The organism is Clostridium sp., assembly GCF_016650035.1.
Lineage (GTDB): Bacteria > Bacillota > Clostridia > Clostridiales > Clostridiaceae > Clostridium_AD.
In genome coordinates, this window is the sequence record NZ_JAENWM010000063.1 from 1 (window position 1) to 23,032 (window position 23,032).

Genomic DNA, 23,032 nt, shown 5'->3' on the forward strand with positions numbered 1-23,032 from the left:
TCTTTTATTAATTATTTGCTCCCAGAGAAGCAGATCTTCAGCTGTGGATCTCAAAATAAAACCTCCCATCGACTACTTTATCAAAGTATATCAAACAGGAGGTTAATTTACATTACGGTGTTTGTTCCATCGCTTACTTTTTTTATAAATCTAACCTATTATTTATAGCTAGTTTATCTAACACACAGTTATGTAAATTCCGCCTTGTTTACTCAGTCAAACTTATTTACATAGCTGCTAATGAGTCTACCTTAGTTAAAATAAGGAAATGCAAAAATGACGGATACCATTTTAAAAAAAATCATAATTATATAAAGCAATGTTTTACATTTATCTTCTTTACAACTTTAAATTATATCTTATTACCATTAATTCATGTATTTACACGTATGAATATATTTAGTTCCCGTTGAATATTGTGAATATTTGAACAATAAATATTTTTCATATTATATTAGTAAAAATAAAACCACACTTAATGCAAACAAAAATTTTGCATTAAGTGTGGTTTTATTTGCTTAAAAAAGGAATTGTTCACTACTTGTCTAATAATTCCTTCCATCGATCAAAAATGTAATCTATCAAACTACCGATACCTTTTGTATCTCTTGTTTCAATTAGCTCCACTATTTTTAAATAATAATCTGGCATATACTCACGCCTATCCGTGTTGACAGTAACTTGAATTGCTTCCATCCGCGACCACTTGGATATTTTCATAACAACCTCGTTGTTCTGTATAATAAGAGGATTTTTTGTGATTTGAGCTAAAAAGCTATAAAAATCCTTACTACTTTTATACATCTTTTGAATATTAGGGGGACTTTCCTGCATTACGGCTTCAAAAGTATTATAAATCTCCTTTAACTTGGAAATATCTTCATTGTTAGCCTTTTTTATGGCAAGATATAAAACAGAATTTAAAGAAGTTAATTTAAACTCCAAAAGATCTTGAAATGATTTATTTGATAGAATTATACCATATACGATTGGGTTGAATAGAGTCTGATTAAATTTTTCAACAACAAACGTTCCCTCAGAACGTTTAATTTCTAAAACACCGAATGCGCATAAAACTTTAACGGCCTCTCTCACGGAATTTCGACATATGCCCAATTTCTGGCTGAACTCAGCCTCAGTTGGAATTTTATCACCAGGTTTTAATTCTCCATTAATAAGTGCATCTGTAATCCTTTGTATAATAATTTCTGAAATACTCCCCTTAGGAAGTTGTTCAAAAAGTTTACTGTTCTCATCCATTGTATAATCAGTCCTTTATCAATATTATTTAGTATGTTTAATGTTCTACATAATAATATGATTATACTAATTTATTTTTAAAAAAACAAGTATAAACTCTGAACAATATAAAAAATATAGACTAATGAACATTATTTAGCTGCAGTAGCAGGGTTAATTGTATACTTAACTCCACAAATCATTAGCATCAGTAGAGCTTCTATTAATACTAGAAAAGTCTGTATTAACGAATGATAGAGTTGATAATGTCAAAAATACTACTCCAAGAAGAACTATTATAATCAAAGATATAAAAGGAGTTACAATAAATCCGTTTATATCAATAGCTAACCCCTCTTTAACAAGTTGAGCATTAGTTAAGTTTGTTTTTTCCAAAACAATCATGCGAAAGAAGGCAGTTGCATAGGTCATCGGGTTTAAATATGCGACATACTTAAGCGTGCTAGGCAACATTGATAAAGGTATATATGCACCTGAGAGAAATGTTAAGGGCATAGTTATAGCTGTTTTAACAATTTGGAAGGTTTGACCACTCTTCACCACAGTTGCAAGGAATAATCCAACCCCTGAAAATACTAAGCCAACACAAATCATTGCCAAAAGAACGTATATAGGAGTTAACCATGTTGTAAACTCAATTCCTATAAACATACCGATAACTAAAATTAACATACCTTGAACAGTTGAAACAGTTGTTGCTGTTAAAATCTGACCTGCAGCCACTGCTATTCTTTTAGCTGGGGAAACCAAAACCTCTTTCATGAATCCACTTACCATATCATCAACAGTTGATGATGCAAGGGTCAGTGCACTTTCGAAAACAGTTACTATTATAACCCCGGAAAGCATATATGCGATTGGGTTTTCTATAAAATCATTTTTAAAAATCGCACCGAATACATAAATAAAGAAAAATGGAATTATAATCGAAAAAATAAGTCCTGTTTTATTTCTTATAAATGCTTTCAATCCTCTTTTCCATAAAGCTAATACCGTATTCATATTATGCCTCCTCTCTAATTTTCTTGCCGGTTATCTCGAGAAATACGTCATTGAAAGTACCTTTTTTTATTTCTATATCAGATATAACATCTTTTTGTAAACTCAAAACCTGTAATAGACCACTAATATTTTCCGCATCAGCCTTATAATAACCATCCTTTTTTACATATTCTAATTTATATTCTTCTAATAGATTCTCTAACTCCTCCTCATTTTCAGTTGTAATATATGCCTTATCTTTTGTATATTGTTTTTTCAAGGCATAGGGTGTGTCATATGCAACTATAACACCGCCATCCATAATAGCGACTTTGTTACATATTTCAGCTTCTTCCATATAATGAGTTGTAAGAAAAATGGTAATATTTCTTTCCTTTTGGAGTTTCGTAATATACTCCCAAATATGTGCACGTGTTTGTGGATCCAACCCTGTTGTAGGTTCATCAAGGAATAGAACCTTTGGATAATGAATTAGACCACGAGCAATTTCAACCCGCCTCTTCATACCACCAGATAAGGCCCCAACCATTTTATTCCTTTCTTTAAGTAAATCAACCAGTTTCAAAACAAATTGTATTCGTTCTTCAACTTCCTTTTTAGGAATATTATAAAAAACGCAGTGCATTTTAAGATTTTCGTTAATAGACATTTTATTATCTAATGTTGCATCTTGAAAAACCACCCCAATTGTTGACCTTACCTCACTTTTTTGTGTGGTAACATCTTTCCCATCTATTAAAAGTGTGCCCGAGGTTTTTTCAAATATTGTACATAATGTATTTATTGTAGTACTCTTGCCAGCGCCATTAGGACCTAAAAATGCAAAAATAGTACCTTCTTCTACTTCAAAAGAAATATCATTTACTGCTGTGAACTCACCATATTTCTTAGTGAAATTTTTTACTTCAATTATTGAATTCATTTATTCACTCCTAAAGATTATTTATTTATAATTTCCCAAATAAAGTATAGTCATACTTGCATATATTACATAAAGAATTCGCATAACTGGCCAGTAAGCCTAGTGAGTGGTCGGAAAAACTATAACAATTGATTATACCATAAATGCAAAATATACAAAACCCCACATCGTTAGATATGAGGTTATCTGAGTATGCATCTCCTTATTATAAATCTGAAAGTTCAACTTGCAAATCTTCAGTTTTATTTCGGATCTTACCACTATTCAATAAATTTTCTTGAATCACTTTTCTGGCAGGAAGCTCAACGGTAAACGTGCTTCCTTTCCCAAACTCACTTTCAACATATATTCTACCTTTATGCATTTCAACAATGGCCTTAACTAAACTTAATCCTATACCTGTACCCTCTGCATTTCTTGACAGAGATTTATCTACTTGTTTAAATCTATTAAATATCATATCTAATTGATTATGTTTAATACCTATACCATTATCTTTTATCGATATTTCAATGAATTCATTTTTATCTTTAATATTAACAAATATTTTGTTTCCTACATTGGAAAATTTAATTGCATTTGATATAAGATTTAGCATTACCCTCTCTATTTTTTCTGGGTCACAAGCAATATTTTTTTCCTCCACGTCAGTATCAAAAATTATATTTAAGCCCTTTATATCAGTATAAGGAGTAACTGACATCACAATTTCCTCTACAACTTCTACTATGTTATTATTTGATAAGATAAGATCAAAGAATCCAGCCTCAATTTTTGATAAATCTACTATATTATTAATAAGTTTAGATAACCTATAGCAATTTTGCATCATTGAATTAATATATTTAACGACTGACCTCTTATTTTGATCTAATGAACCACTTTTACAATACATATTAAATAATTGTATTGTTGAATATATAACGTTCAATGGAGTTTTAAGTTCATGGGATATATTGGCTAAAAACTCTTCTTGGGCTTTCAATTCGCTTTCCATAATTTTGTTAGATTTTATTTCAGTTGTAATATCTATTATCAACACAAGTATTTCTTGAATCTCTCCATTTAGTTCAAACACAGGTTCAAATATAACATTCCAATATATTTCATCTCCATTGATTATATGAGTTTTTTTATTTATATATTTTATTTCTTTATCTTTTATTACTTCATTGATTTTGTTAGAATAATCGTCATCAATGTTTGTAACTATATCTGAAATTTTATTTCCTTTTACTTGCACAGCTGATATAATATCTGGCTTAAATAAATTTACAACATCAACCGCCTTTTGGTTTATTTCCGAAACCTTTAAATCCGGACAGGATAGTCTAATGACAGGTAATTCAAGATTATCTATAAGTCTATCCAAAAAATCATTTCGACTTTTTATAATTTCTTCTCGCTGGTAATAATTCGTCATATCACGACTGCAAATTACTCCCAGAGCAAATTTGCCTTCTGTATCATAAATAGGTGTTCCGCTAATATCAAGATGAACTAACTTATTTGGAAATCTTGCAGATACCTTCAAATCAGAAAATTTTTCACCTCGAAAAACTCTAGTAGCAGGAATGTTTTCATTTGTGATTTTATTCCCTTTAAAATAGAAAAGTTCACATTGTTCGTTCCACTCATGTATATCGCCCAAATAATTCTGAGGTGGAAGGAACGTTTCTCTTGCGTTTTTATTTAATAATTTAAATTCTCCTTTGTCATCAATAATAGAAATACCATCTGATGTGCTTTCTATTATTGCATCTAACGCCTTTTTCTGCTCTTCAATCTTTCTATTTTTATTTCGCAAGGTTTGGTTCAATTTATTAAGTTTATCATTTTGTTTTCTAAGCAACAATTCACGTTCTATTGCATCAACTAAAGTAGTCAATGTCATCAAAAAAAACGGATTGTGAATTATTATGGTAGTCATAATACATATGCTCCCTAATATAGTATTTTCATCCTTATCATGATATGGTACACCATAACATGCACTGTTATGTAAAACTGTATGAAAATGATTAGTTCCTATTAACTGTACCGGATGATCTTGTTTTAGAGTTAAACTAACCACATTTGTACCCATATCTTCGCTAAATTGAATACCTGACTTAATTCCGAGTTGTGCTATGGTTGATTTTATTGTTTCGTCTCCCATCGTTTCCAATAAATAACCCTTTTCATCTGATATAACTATTAATATAGGAGTACCTTCTAGTGATTTTAATATCTTTTCACTAAATGATTTTACAACCTCTAAAATTTCTTTATAAGTTTCTTTCTTATCTGCTAATTTTAATTCCGACATAATATTTTTTGGTTTCCTAGGTTCATTTTCCTTCATACCTAATTCAATACACTTTTTTTTAGATTCTATAATATAAGTTGGTTCTTTCTCTTGTTCTAGCATGTTACATTCCTCCCCAGTTAACTACACTTATAACATCATCATCTAATTTGAAAATTTAAAATTCTCCGTTAAAAGAGAGACTCTACACTAGGAAGTTGCTTAACAAACTTAGGCTTGAAAGCATAATAAATTTTTCTCTTAGCATTTTAAATGTATACCTCGATCCCCCCTTTTTAACTCATTTATATATATTATAGTATAAATTCATCCCTTTAACAAAATTTATTACTTCTTCTCTAGAGAAGCCTGTGTCTGTCTCAATTGTTCTTTTCAAAATCTCATAGATTCCGCACTGTGTTTCTTGGAATTAGATATAAGATACAAATAAAACCATTCTCTATAATTCTGCTAAAGCATCGAAAAAACCACTGAGATATCTCAGCAGTTTCCCCTCAATGACTTTCTAAAAGTTTTTTATTTTAATGGAGTGAACTAAATTTTAAACTTTGTAACAGATCCATCTAAACCAGCAATATATTCTGAAAGCTTTTCAATATTGTCGCACATAGTATTTATTAGAGCATGTTGCTCCTCTAAAGATGGGGAAATCTTCTGGGTAGATGAAGAAGTTTTTTCGGAAATGACTCCCATGTTTTTCATAATATTTCCTATTTGATCTCTATTTTCCGATATGGATATTAGTTGGGCCTTTACATCTGTAAACTTCTGCTCTCGCCGCTTCTATAGCTGCGTTTAATGCAAGCATATTAGTTTGCTGTGATATCTTTGATATAACATCAGTCATGACATTTATATTTGTAGTGCTTTTGTTATAGGCATCAATAATATCATAAATTTCAATAAAATTTTCTTTGTTCTTGCTTTCTATTTCCTTTAAATTTTTTAGATTATCAAAACTTTTTTTTATTTCATTTTTTGTTGTGCTTGTATTATTATTCAAGCTATCAATATTGGAAATAGTATCATCAAGCTTTTCAGAGAATCCTTCTAAAAAATCTGCTCCGGAGTTTATACTATTTGTAAGCGAAATTGATTCAGATGCTATTTCCTGGGATGATACACTTATTTCATTAGAAATAGATTCCACATTTTTTGATGAATTTTTTAAATCATCAGCAAACACTTGTACTTTTTTCGTGGTATCAAATACACGTCCAATTATTAATTTAAGTTCCCTTACCATTGTATGGTTTTTAAGTTTAGCAATTGGTTTTACCAAGCTTTTGGCTAATATAACAGCTAAAACCATTGATATTATCATAGAAACAATAAGAGCAACTCCAAATCCCCACAAAAGCTTACTTAGTGCCTTAGTAAACTCTGCCTGAGGTATTGCAAATCCAAAAGTCCATTTAGCTGTGTTTACAGGTGCATAGGTAAAATACTTGGTTTCATTGTCATAATCAGCTTGCTTTTCTATTCCACTTACACCTTTTTTTATGTTTTGACCCATAGCTTTGAATCTACCATCTAATATGGTCTCTATACTAAAAACATTTTCATCTGTAGGTTGAAAGTCCTTATTTGGATGAATTATATAATTGTTACTACTATCTAACAAGAAAGCATAGCTTTTGTCTCCTAATTTTGCTTCTTGAACTATCTTTGTAAGATAATCCACATATATGTCTGCCCCCACAACTCCTGAAACTATTCCGTTTTTCTTTATGGGGCTTGCTATACTAATAACCATTTTATTTTTGTGGTGGCATCTAAATAAGGATCTGTATAAATCAGTTTACCAGAAGCTATAGCAGATTTGTACCAATCCCTTTCAGGGCAATTATAGTCAGCGTCTGGCACCCATCTATCCCCTGAAATGAATTTTTCATCATTAAATCCTACATAATAGCAAAGAATATATGGATTTGGTTTTTGCTTTGCCTCGAAATAGTCCATAAGATAGTTTGAATCATAATTATTATAGTATTCCAAGTCATTACCCATTTCTTCAATCATTTTCCCCTAAGATTGCATCCACCCATTTATCTCTTCTGCATATTTTTCCGAAGAAATCAATGCCTTTTCTGTGGACTCGTTAAGGACTATACCGTATGATATGTAATAGCTAACAGCCATTGAAAGTAATAAGCAAAATAGACATACCAAAGATACAACCATCCCGAACTTTACTTTTAAACTTTTCATTACCCCACCCCTTATTATCTTAAGTATATAAAAAAAACTTCAAGTCTCATTATTTTGTCATATTTCCATTATAACCATAATTCTACAAACATTTACCACTTCTCTTCTTATTTGCAAAATAAATAACACCAGCATCAAACTGGTGTTATTTATGAATATTTATTAAATTCTGTATTACGCGAGTAGTTGCAAACTTGATTCTTGCTTTTTACTGGTATTTCCCATCCCCTAAAATCTTAAGAGTTTTCGGAATTCTTATATATATCATACCACTTCGAAAACTAGTAGCCCCCTTATTACTTTCATAAAACTGATTAATAACTATGTCTTTAGAAAACTGTGTAAGGCTAAACTTTTGCTTTTCACACTTTATGTTTAATTCACTTTTAATCAATTTTATTTTAGGTTCCTTTAGCATATTTATAAAATCAATTCCATTAAACGTTATAAAGCCAGGGTACCAATATACTTCTATTTTGTTATCATTCGAAATTTTTCTATCAACAATAATTTGATAATTTCCCTTCGTAAAATTAATTTCTAATTTTTTTCCTTCATAATCAAAATCTTAGTTTTTAGTGTTATATTTTTCCTCAGAACTCTTAGACGCTAATAACTGTGGATTACTCATTATCTCATCCATGTTTTCAAATTCTTTCAAGGCTACACTTGATTTAGACTGCACAAAATCCCCTTTTGGGATTGTATAATAAATAATAACGCCTAGTATATTAAGTGAAATATACACGATTACAATAAGTTTTATATATTTATTTTTAATCCTCTCACCTCCTGGTTATTTGATACAAGAATACTAGCTGTGAAAAATATAGTTACCATAATTAATGCTTTAATCATGAAAATCAAAAAATTGTTTTCTTTTCCATAAAACTCAATTATATTTCCAAAGAGAGGTGTTTGTGTAAATAAAACCACTACTATCAATATAATAACAAAAAATATATTAGACTTTTGAGTAAGAACAGTGCAGAAATAAACAAGAGAGCTGAACAATATAAAATATAAAAAGTTAGCACCAATACTACACATAATCTCCCCTGGTGTTAGGTAAAATCCAACTTCTATAATTTTTGAACTCCCAATAAGAAAGTACTTTATTGTCCGAGTCAAAACCCCTGACAACGCTGATGTAACTGCTCCAAATAATGAAAGGGTAATCAAAAATCCTATATTTGAAATATTGCTACTGATGCGATTCGTTACAAAAGTAAAATCCATATCCTTATATTCCTTAAGATTTAATAATATTGTAGCTCCAGTCACAATGGCAATTGTAAATATAAAAACATATATAGTAGAATTTTGTTCTATTTTAAAACTATAAGTTTCATTAGAAGTTGACGTCATACCACCAGCATTACTCATGGTAAATAACATTCCTATTATTTGAGTAACAATAATGATAAAGAAAAATTTTGAAAAGCCTTGAAGCTTAAAACCATACTGTTTCCTTACAACTGAAATGAAATTATTCTTTACTAAAGACATTGCTTATACCCCCTTTCTTTGGACCGGTTAAATATATGCATAAATCATTAGTACTTACTGATTTAGCTTCAATATTATTTACTTTAGCATCATTTAAATCTTCTTCGAAGTTCTTAGTCTCAACAACTAAATAAACGCTATCCTTACCGAAGTGCTCTTCGTAAAGCACTTTTCTCCCTTTAATAAATGGTTTCACAGCTTCCACTTTTCCTCTAAATGAAATGGCATATTCTTTAAACTCCACTATAGGCATATGAAGAAACTTAGTACCATCCTTTAGCAATAGAATGTGTTCTAATATATCCTCTAGTTCCTCTAAATGATGGCTGGAAATAATAATACTACGAGGATTTTCAATGTAGTCCTTAAGCATTATTTTATATATTTCTTTTCTAACTGCGGCATCCATACCTGTAGTTGGTTCATCCATAATAGTTAGATCACAATGAACCTTGCCTCTATAGAAGAAAAAACTTGCTTTTACTTTAAACACCGAAAAGCAAATGGTGAAATCCGAGATGTGGAGGTTCACAGTGGACCCATAACTCAGGATAGCAAGAAATTATTATATTCTATTATCCATGATATAACTGATAAAAAGAATATAGAAGAAGAAATGATTAAAAAAAACAAAAAACTGGAAGAAAAAACTGAAAATAGCTTTCAAAAGTTGAAAGAAATTAATACACTGCTTGAAAAAGAGATAATTAAAGGTAAGAAAACCATAGAGGATTTAAAAGTAAACGAGCAACGACTAACATTTGCCCTTGAGGGAAACGGGGATGGTGTTTGGGATTGGAATGCAACAACCAATAGTGTAATTTACTCAAAAAGATGGAAGAACATGATTGGGTACGAAGAAGATGAGATTCAGAATTTATTTAGTGAATGGGACAAGTTAATACATCCAGATGATAAGTGCTCTACTTACCGAAAGTTAAATATGTATATAGAAGGATTAGTTCCAATTTATGAGTGCGAATTTAGAATACTTACAAAAAATGGATCTTATAAATGGATACTCTCTAGGGGTAAAATTATAAGTTGGACTATAGATGGAAAGCCTTTAAGAATCACTGGTACTCACTCTGCTATTAATTCTCGCAAGCTAATGGAACAAGAATTAAGAGAAGCCAAAGAGAGACTTTCTAATGTTCTTGAGTATTCCCAGGATGCGTCTTATAGACGAGATATTGCAAGTAATAAATATGATTACTTGAGTCCAGTTATTGAAAAATTAACAGGGTATACTCCTGAGGAAATGATAGTAATGACCGAGGATAATGTTCTTAAAAAGATTCATCCAGATGATTTACATAATGTACTTAAGCTTATAAGAGAAGTATCCACCAGAAACTGTGTATCAAATGAAATAGAGTACCGTTTTTTATGCAAAAATGGTGAATATCGCTGGTTTGTTGATAGATTTACTTCAGTAAAAGAGCCTTGCTTAGAACCAGCCTTTCGTTACGGGGTACTTCAAGATATTACTTCTCAAAAACTAGCTAAAGAAGCTCTAAAAAAAGCAAAAGAAATTGCGGAAAAGGCTAGTATTAATAAAAGTGAGTTTATTGCTAATATGTCACATGAACTTAGAACTCCTATTAACGTTACTCTTGCAGGGGTTCAGCTCTTTGAGTTATATCTTAAAAATGACTCTTGTCTTGATAAAGAAAAAAGTTCAAATCACTTAAAAGCTATGAAGCGAAATTGCATGCGACTATTAAGATTGGTTAATAATCTAATTGATACAACTAAAATTGACGCTGGATTTTATCAACCCAATTTTATGAATCAAGATATTGTAAGTCTTATTAAGAGAATTGCAATGTCAGTATCAGATTATGCAAGTCAAAGAGATATAACCTTATCCTTTTGTACAGATGTGGAGGAAAAGTTAATAATATGTGACGTGGATATGATTGAAAGAATAATGCTAAACATTATCTCAAATGCTATAAAATTCACTATGAATTCTGTTGATATTAATATTTATAATAGTGAAGACACTATTTTTATTTCAGTTAAAGACAATGGCATTGGTATTGAAGAAAAGAATCAGAATATTATATTTGAGAGGTATAAGCAAGTTTCAAAATTATATACACGGGAGAATGAAGGCAGTGGAATTGGTTTAGCTTTAACTAAATCTCTTGTTGAAATGAATGGTGGGAAGATTAAAGTTAAAAGTGAATATGGAAAGGGTTCGGAGTTCATTATTGAACTTCCAGTTAAGCGTGATACAATCGGAGAATGCATATTAAATAATATTAATGAAACTGATAAGAGCGCGAAGTTTATTGAAAAAATGAATGTTGAATTTTCAGATATATATAAATAGATAAAACCCTTAGAAAGCACACACCACTTTCTAAGGGTTCAATAATTAATAGACAATTTCTAGTAAGATGCAACTACAGAGCTTGCATCATGAAGTCCATTCTAAACTAATTTCAACAATTTCTGGAACAGCAAAAAATCTTATAGGTAAAGTTCCATTACCTATGCCATTGGTTAATACTATATCTCTTTTTTCCTCATGAACTATTTTCTTCGTGTACCTTTGACCATATTTAGAAGATGTATGAGGTGCATATAATCCAAAAAAAGTTACTTGGCCTCCATGGGTGTGTCCTGAAATTCCTAAATCATAATTAATCAGGTTTTTATAATCACTGAAAAAATCCGGATTATGTGATATAGCAATAGTAAACACATTGCTACTTTCTTTAAGTAAATTAACTTTTGGATTTCCTTTAACTAAATCGTCCATTCCTATTAGTAGTATACTATCTCTGCCGGCATTAAGAGATACCTTTGTATTTTTAAGTAGCTTAAAAGAACTTGAATTTATTTCATTTAATAAGGATTCCCTTCTGTTAAAATAATCATGATTCCCTAGTACTGTAAAAACTCCTAACTTAGATTCTAATTTCTTTAGTATTTCAAAGGTTTCTTCTAAATACTTACTTACATTCTTATTACTTTTCACTGAAATATCTAAATAATCCCCACCTATTATTACACTATCCGGCTCTAATTTATTAATTCTATTGACTACCTTTATCAATCTCTTAGCCCTAAAAAATTTTCCATAGTGTATGTCTGATATAAAAACAATTTTAAAATTGTTAAAACACTTTGGTATCTTAACATTTTTAATCCTAGTTTTTCGAACTCTAAAAACTTGAGCCTCAATTAGAATCCACAATATAAATAAAATAAATAAGTATGTTAAAATTTGAAATACTTTAGTCATACATTTGCCCCTTTGCTAAACGCTATCTATTTAAACTCTCAGCCTCTTTCAATGTCATATTTTTTATTTTAACACCTTTAATTTTAGAAGCAATCAGTAGAATAACTAACGATAGAATAATTGAAATAAACAATGCAATTACACTTTGTGTTATTCCTGCTATAATGAATCCAATAACTGATACAAACCCATTTAATAATGCATAAGGCAATTGCGTCTTTACATGATCTACATGATCGCATCCAGCTCCAGAAGAAGAAAGAATTGTTGTATCAGATATAGGTGAACAATGGTCCCCAAACATTCCACCTGCTAAAATAGCGCCAATACATATATGAATCGGTGAACCGATAGCATGTGCCATGGGTATAACTAATGGCATCAATATTGCAAATGTTCCCCAAGACGAGCCAGTTGAAAAAGATAAAATTGCAGCAATTATAAATACTGTAGCAGGTAGCAGATAAGCGGGCATGTTACCTTTAGTTGCCTCTATAATGTAAGCTGATGTGCCCAATTCTTTACTGACTGAACTTAATGACCATGCAAGAACAAGAATTACAGATACATACATCATTTTGCTCATACCCTGAAGGTAAATATTAAAACTTTCTTCAAAGGTTTTCACTTTATAGAATACCATCATAGCTATTAAAAGAACTCCTGCAAATAAATAACCCGTGCTTAATGCGGATCTAAAAGCACCCCCTGGAACTTTTTTAAAAGGAAAACCCAATGGTGCAAGTATTCCAACCATAGTTACAAGTAATACTATTAAAGGTAACCAAATAAGTATAGGTTTACTTGAGGGATTTTCTACGTTTTCAGATTTTCTTAAAGGCTTAGAGTCAGCCCAATACTTTTCTCCTGTATCTTGAGTCCTTTTCTCAGCTTTTGCCATTGCGCTAAACTCATATCCTGTAAATGCAACAATAGGAACAATAGTAACCGCCAAAATCGAATAAAGATTGAACGGGATAGATTTAATAAAAGCTGACCAATCTGTTTCAGTGATCATTAATATATCAAATTCCTTTTGTATAAGTCCCATAATATATACTCCCCAGCCTATAAAAGGTATTAGTACTGCTACTGGTGAAGCTGTGGAATCTAGTATCCAAGCTAACTTTTCTCTAGAAACTCTTAATTTATCAAATAAAGGCTCAAAAATCGGTCCGACAATTAGTGGTGTTCCAAGATCCGAAAAGAATATAAGAATTCCACCAGCCCACGCAGATAATTGTACTTTACGCCTATCATTAATTATTTTAGCAACCTTATTAGCAAATGCCGTAGCTCCTCCTGATTTTTCCATAAGTGCTATAAACCCACCAATAAACACTAGTAATACAAGTACACCTGCATTATATGAGTCTGTAAGTTGCACAAAAAAGTATTTCTCAATCATGGTTGTCACACCTAATATAGGCCTCCATTTTACCGTTATAAGTACTCCCACCAATACACTTGAAAATAAAGCCACAACTACATTTTTATACTTAATGGCTAGAACAATTGCCAAAAAAACAGGCACTAAAGACAAAAATCCATAATTATTCATTTACATTTCCCCCTATCAATTATTTAATCTAGTATTATACATAAGCAATGTTCATTCCTATATAATACCATTATTCTACAAATATTGATATTGTTTATTTGCTTAATATCCTATCAACCTTATCAATTCGATCTTCCAAATTTCCACTTAGCAAAATATACGGTATTTGTCTTTGCTTTAAGTCAGCAATAATCAGTTTTCCACCACCCCTTATTATCTTAAGCATATAAAAAACTTCAAGTCTGATTATTTTATCATACTCATGTTTATAAACATAATACTACAAAAATTTATCATTTTCCTTCTTATTTGCAAAATCAACAAAGAAGAACCTCCAGTTGCTACTATGGGTAAGTCACCACGGTAGAAAACTGGAAGTTCTTCCATTCTAAAGATTTTTATTTAAGTGGACTCGACCACATTTATAACTGAAATTTTATTATAGTGGATACGCACCATTCCATACTATATCCCTATAATTTACTGGATCAGTGTCGCCTTCTGTGCTGAACATTAATACTACAGAATCTTTGTTAAGGCTAAGCTTTTCCTTTACTGAACTAAACTCTGGGTTACTCATTAGAAGTGAAAGTACTCCAGCACCTATTGCTGCAGACTCTCCAGAAATTACTCGTGCGTCCTCTCCAATAGGGTTACCGAGAATTCTCATTCCTGTAGCAGTTACACTATCAGCACATTTACAGAAACCAGTTGCGAAATTTCTTATTATTTCCCATCCAGCTGGAACAGGTTCTCCACATGCAAGTCCTGCCATGATACTATCTAATGATCCACCTACTGTATATGCTGTACCATCATTCATTTCCCCAGACTTAAAGTAACATGCTGCATTTTTAGGCTCCATTATAAGTGTAGTAGGCATATCTCCATTATAATAATTTGATATAGCTCCTGTTACACCGGACGCCATTGCACCAACACCAGCTTGAACAAATAAGTGAGTTGGCTTTTTATAACCTGCAGCTTCTAGTTGTTCTATTGCTTCAATTCCCATTGTTGAATATCCTTGGAGAATAGTCTTTGGAACTTCTTCGTAACCTTCCCATGAAGTATCTTGAACTATATACCAATTGTTCTCAGTTGCCATTTTGTTTGCATATCTTACAGTATCATCATAGTTAAATTCAGTAACTGTAACGGTTGCCCCTAATGCTTCTATGTTTTTTACTCTGCTTTCTACTGTTCCCTTAGGCATGTAGATTATTGCTTTTAAGCCTAGTTCCTTAGCTGTCCAAGCTACACCCCTACCATGATTTCCATCAGAACAAGTAGCCAAAATCATATCCTTAATTTTCGAGTGAACACTCTCAGATTTTAAATAATCAAACGTAACATTCAAAACCTCAAGTCCTAGCTTGTCACAAACTAACTTAGAAATAGCATAAGTAGCTCCTAATATTTTAAATGAATTTATATCCCCTCTTTTTGATTCATTTTTAATAAATATTGACTTTACTCCTAGATACTCAGCTAAACTTTTTAATTGTACTAAGGGAGTAGCCGTGCAGTCAGGAATACTGTCATGAATATGTCTAACTTTTTTTAATTGTTCTACTGATAGAAATTCTGCGCATCTTTCCTCTTTAGCATCATATTTTCCATTAACTATAAATTCAATATTATTTGTTATTTTTGTCATTTGCTCATCTCCACTTCAATGTAATCGATTATGATTCTTTTTAGTTTAATATAACTTATTATATTGCAAATTATCCTTATAGTAAATACAATGTTTTTCCTACCCCAGCAATGGGAGTTTGTTCAACGTACAGTAACGCACTTACATTAAGTTATAACATCAACGCTCTAATATAATTTTGAATTCTCCACACCCCCAGAATTAGAATATTGACGACAAAATAAGCACAAATAGCTGCTACTCCAGCCACTTATGCTCATTCTAATCTCCAATCAAACAATTTACAACTTTTCCCAAGTTAAAATCAACCTAGTGGGATGATTGCAGCCCACTTGCTAAAAATATATTTATATATCTCAGCGGTTCCTATTTTCCCATAATTTTTCTAAATTTGTCCAAGTGCTTTTAGAATTGTTTGAGCAATTAATGCTGAACCAAGGTATGTTCCTATAAATACGGCACATGAAACTACAATTATTTTCCAACCTGTCTTTTTAAATGTATCAATGTCCTTTGTTAATGCAATACCTGCGTATGCTAGTATCGGTGTTGTTAATGAAATAAAGCTTATATTCTTCATCCACTCATTTACCATATCAGCACCTGGGAATCCCGGTACAGTAACTATACATCCTAAGACAACAACATATGCAACGCTTGGAATTTTTAATGGTATAATCTTATTTAATAATATTCCTGCCATGGTTAATGCTGCTAATATAATCATACCAGGTACTGATTTCATTATTCCGTTATTTGACCCAACAAAATTACTTACTAAGCATAATACTGCCACAATACTTAAAATAAAAAATGAATCCTTAAGTTTCATGAATTATTCCCCCTTTGCATTAGTGATTGGTGCATTTGTTCCATATTTAACCTTATAACACTTTCTGTACAACCATTCTGTAAATGGTAATGCAATCCATAGAGACATAAATACTCCATCTAAACCTGATAACATATTACTTGCTGCACCATAAGCTGCAAGCGTATCCTTCATTTTTGGATACATTTCTGTTAATGTACCAACCGCTGCTGTCATCATACTAGCACTACCAACACCAGATGCCATAGCTAATGCATATGGGTGAAGTGGTGTAAAAGATGCTAATAAACTTGCAAATAAACCAAAGAATACCGTGCCTATAACTGTACCTGAAATATACACACCCATAACTCCTCTACCCTCTGGACCATTTAAGCCATAAACATCACCAATTAAAGCTATATTGGGCTCTCTACAAATAGAATGTGCAGCTCCAATTGTTTCTCTTTTTAACCCTAAATAAACTGCTAATGGAACAGCTATTAATATAGTTGCAATATTACCAAATTCTTGTAATATCAGTGCTGGGCTAGATTGGATTATTTTAGGTAGTGTAGGTCCTATTAATGTTCCATATCTGGCCATAAGTAACATTAGTGAAATTGTAATTAATCCACTTGCGTCATTAACTTCTTTTTCTTTTGCAATCTTTAAATATTTTGGGCCTACAACAACTCCGAGAATAAGTGCATACAACATTGGTAAAATAACAATAACACCTGGTCCTAATCTAAACTTATAAGTACCAATCATTTCAGCAATAACGACAATTGTTAATGCTATCATGTGAAGTTTCCAGTTTTTCATTAATATATCCCCCTAAGAAAAATATTTATCCATAACTTTAATATACTCTTTCTTTGTAAAATCAGGCTTGTAACTTGAAATTATTCCTTTAGCTTTATCAGCATTGTCAATTAGTAAATCAACAATTGAAGTTACCAAAAATTTTGCAGGTAGAATACATGCCGCATAATAATCTTCTACTTTAAATTCTTTTGTGTGTAATGAGCCGCTTACCCCTCCAATAAATGGATGTACAGCAGGCATTAGATGACATATGTCTCCAAAATCTGATGAAGCATCAAAATGTTCAGCTTTAATTACCTTTACTTCTGGTTCAAATTTCTTAGCATTATAGAGTAGTAAATCATTAAACTCTTTAGAGCATTTAATAGGTAAATATCCTGGTATCGTATGTATTTTTATATCAGCACCAATTGCATATGCACCTGCTTTAAGTGCTCTCTCAACTTTTAAATCTGTTTTCTCTATTGCCTCTACAGTCTTTCCTCTAACATAAGTTTCCAATCTAACATCATCTGGTACACTATTTACTGTAGTACCTCCCTTGGTTATAATTGGATGAACTCTTATATGTTCATCATCTCTAAATGTCTCTCTTAATGCATTAATTCCCATAATACCCATCATTGCAGCATTTAAAGCATTAATACCTTCATCAGGTGCTTGGGCTGCATGTGCTGCTTTCCCTATGTACTGAACTTTTTTAACTATAAACCCATTACCAGTTTCACCTATAGCAATTGTAGGTTCAGATGTATTCGATTGAGAGTGAAACATTAAAGACATATCTATATCATCAAACTCTCCCTTATAAATTAATTCTTGTTTGCCTCCTAGAAAATGAAGTTTACCATCTGATCGTAGCTGGTCTCTATATTCTACTTCGATAAATTCCTCTGCTGGTACTGCAAAAAAAGTAACATTTCCATCCAAGTCATCACTTACATTAGATAACTTTAAACCCATTGCTGCGCCTATTAGTGCAGCAATTTGAAGATTATGCCCACATGCATGTGATGCGCCTGTATCCTTGTTACTAAAAGGGTGTTCTGGACATGGAATACCATCCAATTCACCAATAATTGCAATATTTACACTATCTGTAGTATCTTTTAGCTTAGCCTTTACTCCTGTAAGTGCTAAGTTTGATTTGTATGTTAACCCTAATTCTTTAAAGACCTGTTCAACAACTTTAGAAGTATTATACTCTTTAAATCCAAGTTCAGGATTTTCACCAATATGCTTTGCAATGGCTATTATTTTCTCAGCATTATTATCAATGGCATCACATATTAATTTTTTAATTTCATCAGCATTTTTCATCTTTCCCCCCCATAATTAATAATAATAATTTGTTAAATTAATTGAAGCAAGTAAGTAAGTAAATAAATCATTTTATTACACATAGGACTTTTAAATTTCTGTCTAAATGTGCTTGTCCTTTGTTACAAAATTAACTCGATTCCATGATTATGATATTTTATTTTAGATTTCTTTCATTTTACTTTGTTTTTTGTAATTCGTCAATAGGTTTATGAAGCATTTCTTTATATGGAATTCATTTTTTTGTAATATTAGAATGTTTTTATATATTATTTAAGATTTTCTATAGCTCTTTGTGCCCATTTAGAATCTTTAAGTATAGCTCTTCCAACTCCAATAAGATCTGTTTTACCTTCAGAGAGTAATCTTTCAGCAGCGGAAACTTCAGTAATTCCACCAGTTAAAATGACTGGTATGGAAATAGCCTTTTTAATAGCAGCCGTTAATGGCCAGAAATATCCTTGCTCTGTTGAACTTGGCATTGTATATCCATTAAACCCACCAGAAATATCAAGAATGTGAACTCCAGCTTTTTCAAATTCTTTAGCTGCAATTACACTATCTTCGATAACTGTTCCACCTTCTATATAATCTGCTGCGCCCAGTCTTAAAAGAACTAGGAAATCTTCTCCCACAGCTTCTTTTACTGCTTTAATTACTTCTAAATGAATACGAATACGATTATTCAGATTCCCACCATATTCATCAGTTCTTTTATTTGAAAGTGGTGATAAAAATTGATTTAATAAATATCCATGAGCTGAATGTATTTCCACTCCATCAAAACCCGCTTCTTTAACAAGGCGTGCGGCTCTCCCAAAATCTTTAATGATTGCTTTTATCTCCTCTTTAGAAAGTTTATGTGGTAATTCTTTTTCTTTAAACCGAGGATTAGAAATGGCTGATGGCGCTACTGGGTTAGTTCCTGTAACCTCACTACTAGCTGCTCCTCCTGCGTGATTAATTTGCATAACAACCCTCGACCCATTGCTTTGTACTATTTTTGCTAGTTTTTTTATTCCTTCTATATCATTATCCTCTGATACTGATAACTGACCATTGCTTGCCTTTCCCTCCTTATTTATAAAACTATGCTCAATGATAATTAAAGATATATATCCACCTTCTGACTTTTCTTTATAATAATTTAAAATATCTTCACTTACCTTGCCGTCATCCTGAGATTTAGATGTAGCCATTGGCGCCATAACTAAGCGATTATTCAACTCTATGTTTCCTACTTTCAATGATTCTAGTAAATTACTCAATTGAAACCTCCCTAATCTTTTATTGTAATGAAATATAAATTGTTAAGCTCGCACTACATTCTTCCCATTATCCTCAAATCATCAATAAATGATTTAATCGCATTTTCCTCTGTTGCCCATGATGTTACTAATCTAATGGCAAAATTATCCTCATCCACCTTTTGCCATTTATAAAATAAATACTTTTCGCAAAGTCTATTAATTATTTTATCAGGTAATATGGGGAATATTTGATTGGTTGATGAATTAATCAAAAATTTATATCCACAATCACTAATTCCTATTTTTAACTTTTCCGCCATCCCATTTGCATGTCTTGCAAGTTCAAAAAAAATATCATCTTTAAACAATTCCTGGAACTGTATACCAATTATTCTTCCCTTTGCAAGTAATCCTCCCTTTTGCTTAATATGATATCTAAAATCTTCCTTAAGCATATCAGTATTAATTACAAGCGCTTCTCCCATTAATGCACCATTTTTAGTTCCACCTATATAAAAAGCATCGGTAAGTTTTGGCAAGTCCGAAAGCTCTACATCATTCTCTTTAGAACACAGAGCAGACCCTAGTCTCGCTCCATCCATATACAGAATCATGTTGCTTTTCTTGCAAAATTCACTTAAATCCACTAACTCCTGTTTCTTATAAATAGTTCCTATTTCTGTTGGATTTGATATGTAAACCATCTTAGGTTTTACCATATGTTCATCTGTGTGCTCGTCTATCACCATTTTTATATGATCAGGCTTAAGCTTCCCATCGTCCACTTCTACGGAAATAACTTTATGACCAGTCGCTTCTATTGCTCCAGTTTCATGAACTAATACATGGCCTGTGTTTGCCGAAATAATAGCTTCATGTGGTCTTAAAAAAGCAGAAATAGAAGTAAGATTTGTTTGAGTTCCACCACTAAACAAATGAATATCAACATCATTAGAATTTAATTTATTCTTTAACAATTTAATAGCAGCTACGCAATACTTGTCTTCTCCATACCCCTCTACCTGCTCCATATTTGTTTCAATTAAAGCCTTAAGTATATTAGGGTGAGCTCCTTCACTATAATCATTTTTAAAACTATACATTTTTTCCCCCTTCAATATCCTTTGTTATTACCATACTAAAATCTATTATGGTTTTTATTTATAATTTTAATTTTACTATTCATTTGATATCTTTTCAAGTCTTTAGCAATCAGAAATTGTCCATTTCACTTCCAATCTCTGGAACAGGGTCAGACTCCATAAAGATGTAACTGGAAGTTAATCATTTAATTAAATTCTTGTTAAATTTTACAAGATTCTAATTAAATTTAAATAAATTTTAAATCCACTTAATCCTTAGGGGTGTGCATCAATAATATTATTCTAAATCTTGAATTTCTTTTATTATAGAAGGGAGAAACTCTAAAATATGATTTGCATTTACACAAAACATTTTCTTTGAAAGTTTATCCCCACAGTAACCGTGAATATATGCACCAATACATGTTGCAGTAAAGATGTCATATCCTTGAGAAATGAAGGAAGCTATAATACCCGTTAAGCAGTCTCCCATTCCCCCTGATGCCATTGCACTAGTCCCAGTAGGATTGATTTGTACCGTTTTACCATCTGTAATTACTGTATTAAATCCTTTAAGTAACAAAACAACACCGTATTTTCTTGCAAATGTTTTTGCGATATCTATTTTGTTTTCATTTATTTCATCTATTGAAAACCCTGATATTCTTGCCATTTCACCCATATGAGGTGTAAGAACTATCTGGCCTTTCTTATTTTTAAGCATTCCAAGATTTCCTTCAAGCACGTTTAAACCATCTGCATCAATTACAACAGGACATTTAGAATTCACTAAAATTTTTCCTAGTAATTTTAGAGTACTCTGGTTATTTCCTAGTCCTGGACCAATTGCAATACAATTACTCGTAGTTATTAATGATTGTAATTTTTCTTCATCATTAGTCGAAACAGTCATAGCTTCAACTAATTTCCCACTTAGTATGTTTTGAATTGAGCTATCGCAACATAATGTAACAAGCCCAGCTCCACTTCGAACAGCAGCCTGCGTTGAAATATACGCAGCACCTGTAAACCCTGGTGATCCTGCCAAAATAAGTGTTCTTCCATAATCACCTTTATGTGAATATTTACTTCTTTTCACAATTAACTTTTTAATAAAGTCTATATCCATTATATACTCATTTTCATGAAATTTATCTACTACACTTCCTGGTATTCCAATACCCTCAATAACAATTTCTCCAGTAAAAGAATCCGAATTATATCCAAGAAAACCCTTTTTATAAAGTTCAAACGTGACTGTTTTATTACTTTTAATACAATTCCCCATGTTTTTTCCACTATTGCACTCAAACCCTGATGGGACATCAATTGATAAAATGTACTTACTATTTTCATTAATAATTGTGATTGCTAAAGAATAAATACCTTCAACTTTTCTAGATAATCCTGTTCCAAAAATTGCATCAATTGTAGTTTCCGAGTGAATTATGCTTTCTCTTAAAATATCTAGATCCTGATTGTTATTTACTTTTATTATTTTCGCGCCCATATTTCTTATAATATTAAGGTTAACCAAGGTATCTGCACTCATATTTTTCTCTGAACCAAGAGAAAATATCTCGACATAATTCCCTCTATTTAAAAGATGCCTTGCTACTGCAAATCCGTCTCCACCGTTATTCCCACTGGAGCAAATAATTACGAAATTTTTAATATTTTCAGGTATATTTTTTATTACCTTTAGTGCTGCATTTTCCATGAGTATAATGCCTGGAATCCCTAAAACGTTTATACAATAGTGATCAATACTTCTCATTATCTGTGTTGTTGCGATTTTCATTTTCATTCTCCTCCAAAACTGCAAAAGCAATTAATCCTCACTCTATGCTGGTATAATTTCATTATACTACAATTTTTAGCATTATATCTTTTTCATACTATTATTCTGTCAAGCATTTTTGAAAATGTCCCTAAATAAGTGAAACATAAGCACCAACAAATTGTTGGTGCTTTACTTTTTTTATATCATGATTTTGGGTAAATTTAATAGACCTAGTGTATGCTATACTTTTTTTGAAAGAAACA

Annotated in this window: 22 protein-coding genes; 1 reads left to right on the forward strand and 21 read right to left on the reverse strand. The window is 31.5% G+C overall.

Annotated elements, in window-relative coordinates; all coding sequences use genetic code 11:
• Window positions 1-537: 537 nt before the first annotated feature.
• From JJD95_RS14085 to JJD95_RS14135, 11 genes are all read right to left on the reverse strand, one after another.
• On the reverse strand, window positions 538-1,260 hold the full coding sequence (locus JJD95_RS14085; protein ID WP_291643660.1) for a GntR family transcriptional regulator: 723 nt from the start codon (window positions 1,258-1,260) through the stop codon (window positions 538-540).
• A gap of 165 nt (window positions 1,261-1,425) precedes the next feature.
• Window positions 1,426-2,262 carry an ABC transporter permease gene (locus tag JJD95_RS14090; protein WP_291643661.1) on the reverse strand — a complete coding sequence of 279 codons (837 nt, stop codon included), beginning with the start codon at window positions 2,260-2,262 and terminating at the stop codon, window positions 1,426-1,428.
• A gap of 1 nt (window position 2,263) precedes the next feature.
• Window positions 2,264-3,184, reverse strand: coding sequence for an ABC transporter ATP-binding protein (locus JJD95_RS14095; RefSeq protein WP_291643662.1), 921 nt, complete (start codon window positions 3,182-3,184; stop codon window positions 2,264-2,266).
• 205 nt (window positions 3,185-3,389) lie between these two features.
• A complete protein-coding gene (locus tag JJD95_RS14100) occupies window positions 3,390-5,594 on the reverse strand; it encodes an ATP-binding protein (RefSeq protein ID WP_291643663.1) in 2,205 nt (734 codons plus the stop codon).
• A 432-nt stretch (window positions 5,595-6,026) separates the two neighbouring features.
• The gene (locus JJD95_RS14105) at window positions 6,027-6,194 is read right to left on the reverse strand and encodes a hypothetical protein (protein ID WP_291643664.1); all 168 of its coding nucleotides are present in this window, start codon (window positions 6,192-6,194) and stop codon (window positions 6,027-6,029) included.
• A gap of 19 nt (window positions 6,195-6,213) precedes the next feature.
• Entirely contained in the window at window positions 6,214-7,248 is a 1,035-nt protein-coding gene (locus tag JJD95_RS14110) for a methyl-accepting chemotaxis protein (RefSeq protein WP_291643665.1), read from the reverse strand.
• Window positions 7,233-7,514: a hypothetical protein gene (locus JJD95_RS14115; protein ID WP_291643666.1), complete on the reverse strand. Its 282-nt coding sequence runs from the start codon at window positions 7,512-7,514 to the stop codon at window positions 7,233-7,235. The genes JJD95_RS14110 and JJD95_RS14115 overlap by 16 nt, the downstream gene beginning before the upstream one ends.
• A gap of 6 nt (window positions 7,515-7,520) precedes the next feature.
• Window positions 7,521-7,676, reverse strand: a complete 156-nt coding sequence (locus JJD95_RS14120) for a hypothetical protein (RefSeq protein WP_291643667.1) — start codon at window positions 7,674-7,676, stop codon at window positions 7,521-7,523.
• Window positions 7,677-7,911: 235 nt separating this feature from the next.
• The gene (locus JJD95_RS14125; protein WP_291643668.1) at window positions 7,912-8,121 is read right to left on the reverse strand and encodes a hypothetical protein; all 210 of its coding nucleotides are present in this window, start codon (window positions 8,119-8,121) and stop codon (window positions 7,912-7,914) included.
• Window positions 8,122-8,465: 344 nt separating this feature from the next.
• Window positions 8,466-9,212, reverse strand: coding sequence for a hypothetical protein (locus JJD95_RS14130; RefSeq protein ID WP_291643669.1), 747 nt, complete (start codon window positions 9,210-9,212; stop codon window positions 8,466-8,468).
• On the reverse strand, window positions 9,193-9,642 hold the full coding sequence (locus JJD95_RS14135; protein WP_291643670.1) for a hypothetical protein: 450 nt from the start codon (window positions 9,640-9,642) through the stop codon (window positions 9,193-9,195). Before JJD95_RS14135 ends, JJD95_RS14130 begins: the two co-directional genes overlap by 20 nt.
• A 15-nt stretch (window positions 9,643-9,657) precedes the next feature.
• Between JJD95_RS14135 and JJD95_RS14140 the strand changes: the two genes are divergently transcribed.
• Entirely contained in the window at window positions 9,658-11,553 is a 1,896-nt protein-coding gene (locus JJD95_RS14140; protein ID WP_291643671.1) for a PAS domain-containing protein, read from the forward strand.
• Window positions 11,554-11,640: 87 nt separating this feature from the next.
• On the opposite strand, the gene JJD95_RS14145 is transcribed toward JJD95_RS14140, so the two are convergent.
• The 10 genes from JJD95_RS14145 to JJD95_RS14190 form a co-directional block, all read right to left on the reverse strand.
• A complete protein-coding gene (locus JJD95_RS14145) occupies window positions 11,641-12,471 on the reverse strand; it encodes a metallophosphoesterase (RefSeq protein WP_291643672.1) in 831 nt (276 codons plus the stop codon).
• A gap of 22 nt (window positions 12,472-12,493) precedes the next feature.
• Complete coding sequence (locus tag JJD95_RS14150) at window positions 12,494-14,032, reverse strand: Na+/H+ antiporter NhaC family protein (RefSeq protein WP_291643673.1); 1,539 nt, start codon at window positions 14,030-14,032, stop codon at window positions 12,494-12,496.
• Between the two features lie 94 nt (window positions 14,033-14,126).
• A complete protein-coding gene (locus JJD95_RS14155) occupies window positions 14,127-14,258 on the reverse strand; it encodes a hypothetical protein (protein ID WP_291643674.1) in 132 nt (43 codons plus the stop codon).
• 213 nt (window positions 14,259-14,471) lie between these two features.
• A complete protein-coding gene (gene dpaL, locus JJD95_RS14160; RefSeq protein WP_291643675.1) occupies window positions 14,472-15,692 on the reverse strand; it encodes a diaminopropionate ammonia-lyase in 1,221 nt (406 codons plus the stop codon).
• A gap of 385 nt (window positions 15,693-16,077) precedes the next feature.
• A complete protein-coding gene (locus tag JJD95_RS14165; protein ID WP_291643676.1) occupies window positions 16,078-16,524 on the reverse strand; it encodes a DUF340 domain-containing protein in 447 nt (148 codons plus the stop codon).
• Between the two features lie 3 nt (window positions 16,525-16,527).
• The gene (locus tag JJD95_RS14170) at window positions 16,528-17,331 is read right to left on the reverse strand and encodes a DUF3100 domain-containing protein (RefSeq protein WP_291643677.1); all 804 of its coding nucleotides are present in this window, start codon (window positions 17,329-17,331) and stop codon (window positions 16,528-16,530) included.
• A gap of 12 nt (window positions 17,332-17,343) precedes the next feature.
• A complete protein-coding gene (locus tag JJD95_RS14175; RefSeq protein WP_291643678.1) occupies window positions 17,344-18,654 on the reverse strand; it encodes an amidohydrolase in 1,311 nt (436 codons plus the stop codon).
• A 269-nt stretch (window positions 18,655-18,923) separates the two neighbouring features.
• Window positions 18,924-19,922, reverse strand: coding sequence for an NADH:flavin oxidoreductase (locus JJD95_RS14180; RefSeq protein WP_291643679.1), 999 nt, complete (start codon window positions 19,920-19,922; stop codon window positions 18,924-18,926).
• Between the two features lie 53 nt (window positions 19,923-19,975).
• Window positions 19,976-21,007 (reverse strand): aminotransferase class I/II-fold pyridoxal phosphate-dependent enzyme, encoded by a 1,032-nt coding sequence (locus JJD95_RS14185; protein WP_291643680.1) that lies wholly within the window; start codon window positions 21,005-21,007, stop codon window positions 19,976-19,978.
• Between the two features lie 277 nt (window positions 21,008-21,284).
• A complete protein-coding gene (locus JJD95_RS14190) occupies window positions 21,285-22,787 on the reverse strand; it encodes an NAD(P)H-hydrate dehydratase (RefSeq protein ID WP_291643681.1) in 1,503 nt (500 codons plus the stop codon).
• Window positions 22,788-23,032 lie beyond the last annotated feature (245 nt).

Coding starts and splice junctions, on each gene's coding strand:
- JJD95_RS14085 (WP_291643660.1), bottom strand. CDS start 1,260: ATGGATGAGAACAGTAAACTTTTTGAACAACTTCCTAAGGGGAGTATT.
- JJD95_RS14090 (WP_291643661.1), bottom strand. CDS start 2,262: ATGAATACGGTATTAGCTTTATGGAAAAGAGGATTGAAAGCATTTATA.
- JJD95_RS14095 (WP_291643662.1), bottom strand. CDS start 3,184: ATGAATTCAATAATTGAAGTAAAAAATTTCACTAAGAAATATGGTGAG.
- JJD95_RS14100 (WP_291643663.1), bottom strand. CDS start 5,594: ATGCTAGAACAAGAGAAAGAACCAACTTATATTATAGAATCTAAAAAA.
- JJD95_RS14105 (WP_291643664.1), bottom strand. CDS start 6,194: ATGAAAAACATGGGAGTCATTTCCGAAAAAACTTCTTCATCTACCCAG.
- JJD95_RS14110 (WP_291643665.1), bottom strand. CDS start 7,248: ATGGTTATTAGTATAGCAAGCCCCATAAAGAAAAACGGAATAGTTTCA.
- JJD95_RS14115 (WP_291643666.1), bottom strand. CDS start 7,514: ATGATTGAAGAAATGGGTAATGACTTGGAATACTATAATAATTATGAT.
- JJD95_RS14120 (WP_291643667.1), bottom strand. CDS start 7,676: ATGGTTGTATCTTTGGTATGTCTATTTTGCTTATTACTTTCAATGGCT.
- JJD95_RS14125 (WP_291643668.1), bottom strand. CDS start 8,121: ATGCTAAAGGAACCTAAAATAAAATTGATTAAAAGTGAATTAAACATA.
- JJD95_RS14130 (WP_291643669.1), bottom strand. CDS start 9,212: ATGTCTTTAGTAAAGAATAATTTCATTTCAGTTGTAAGGAAACAGTAT.
- JJD95_RS14135 (WP_291643670.1), bottom strand. CDS start 9,642: ATGGATGAACCAACTACAGGTATGGATGCCGCAGTTAGAAAAGAAATA.
- JJD95_RS14140 (WP_291643671.1), top strand. CDS start 9,658: ATGAACCTTGCCTCTATAGAAGAAAAAACTTGCTTTTACTTTAAACAC.
- JJD95_RS14145 (WP_291643672.1), bottom strand. CDS start 12,471: ATGACTAAAGTATTTCAAATTTTAACATACTTATTTATTTTATTTATA.
- JJD95_RS14150 (WP_291643673.1), bottom strand. CDS start 14,032: ATGAATAATTATGGATTTTTGTCTTTAGTGCCTGTTTTTTTGGCAATT.
- JJD95_RS14155 (WP_291643674.1), bottom strand. CDS start 14,258: ATGCTTAAGATAATAAGGGGTGGTGGAAAACTGATTATTGCTGACTTA.
- dpaL (WP_291643675.1), bottom strand. CDS start 15,692: ATGACAAAAATAACAAATAATATTGAATTTATAGTTAATGGAAAATAT.
- JJD95_RS14165 (WP_291643676.1), bottom strand. CDS start 16,524: ATGAAACTTAAGGATTCATTTTTTATTTTAAGTATTGTGGCAGTATTA.
- JJD95_RS14170 (WP_291643677.1), bottom strand. CDS start 17,331: ATGAAAAACTGGAAACTTCACATGATAGCATTAACAATTGTCGTTATT.
- JJD95_RS14175 (WP_291643678.1), bottom strand. CDS start 18,654: ATGAAAAATGCTGATGAAATTAAAAAATTAATATGTGATGCCATTGAT.
- JJD95_RS14185 (WP_291643680.1), bottom strand. CDS start 21,007: ATGTATAGTTTTAAAAATGATTATAGTGAAGGAGCTCACCCTAATATA.
- JJD95_RS14190 (WP_291643681.1), bottom strand. CDS start 22,787: ATGAAAATCGCAACAACACAGATAATGAGAAGTATTGATCACTATTGT.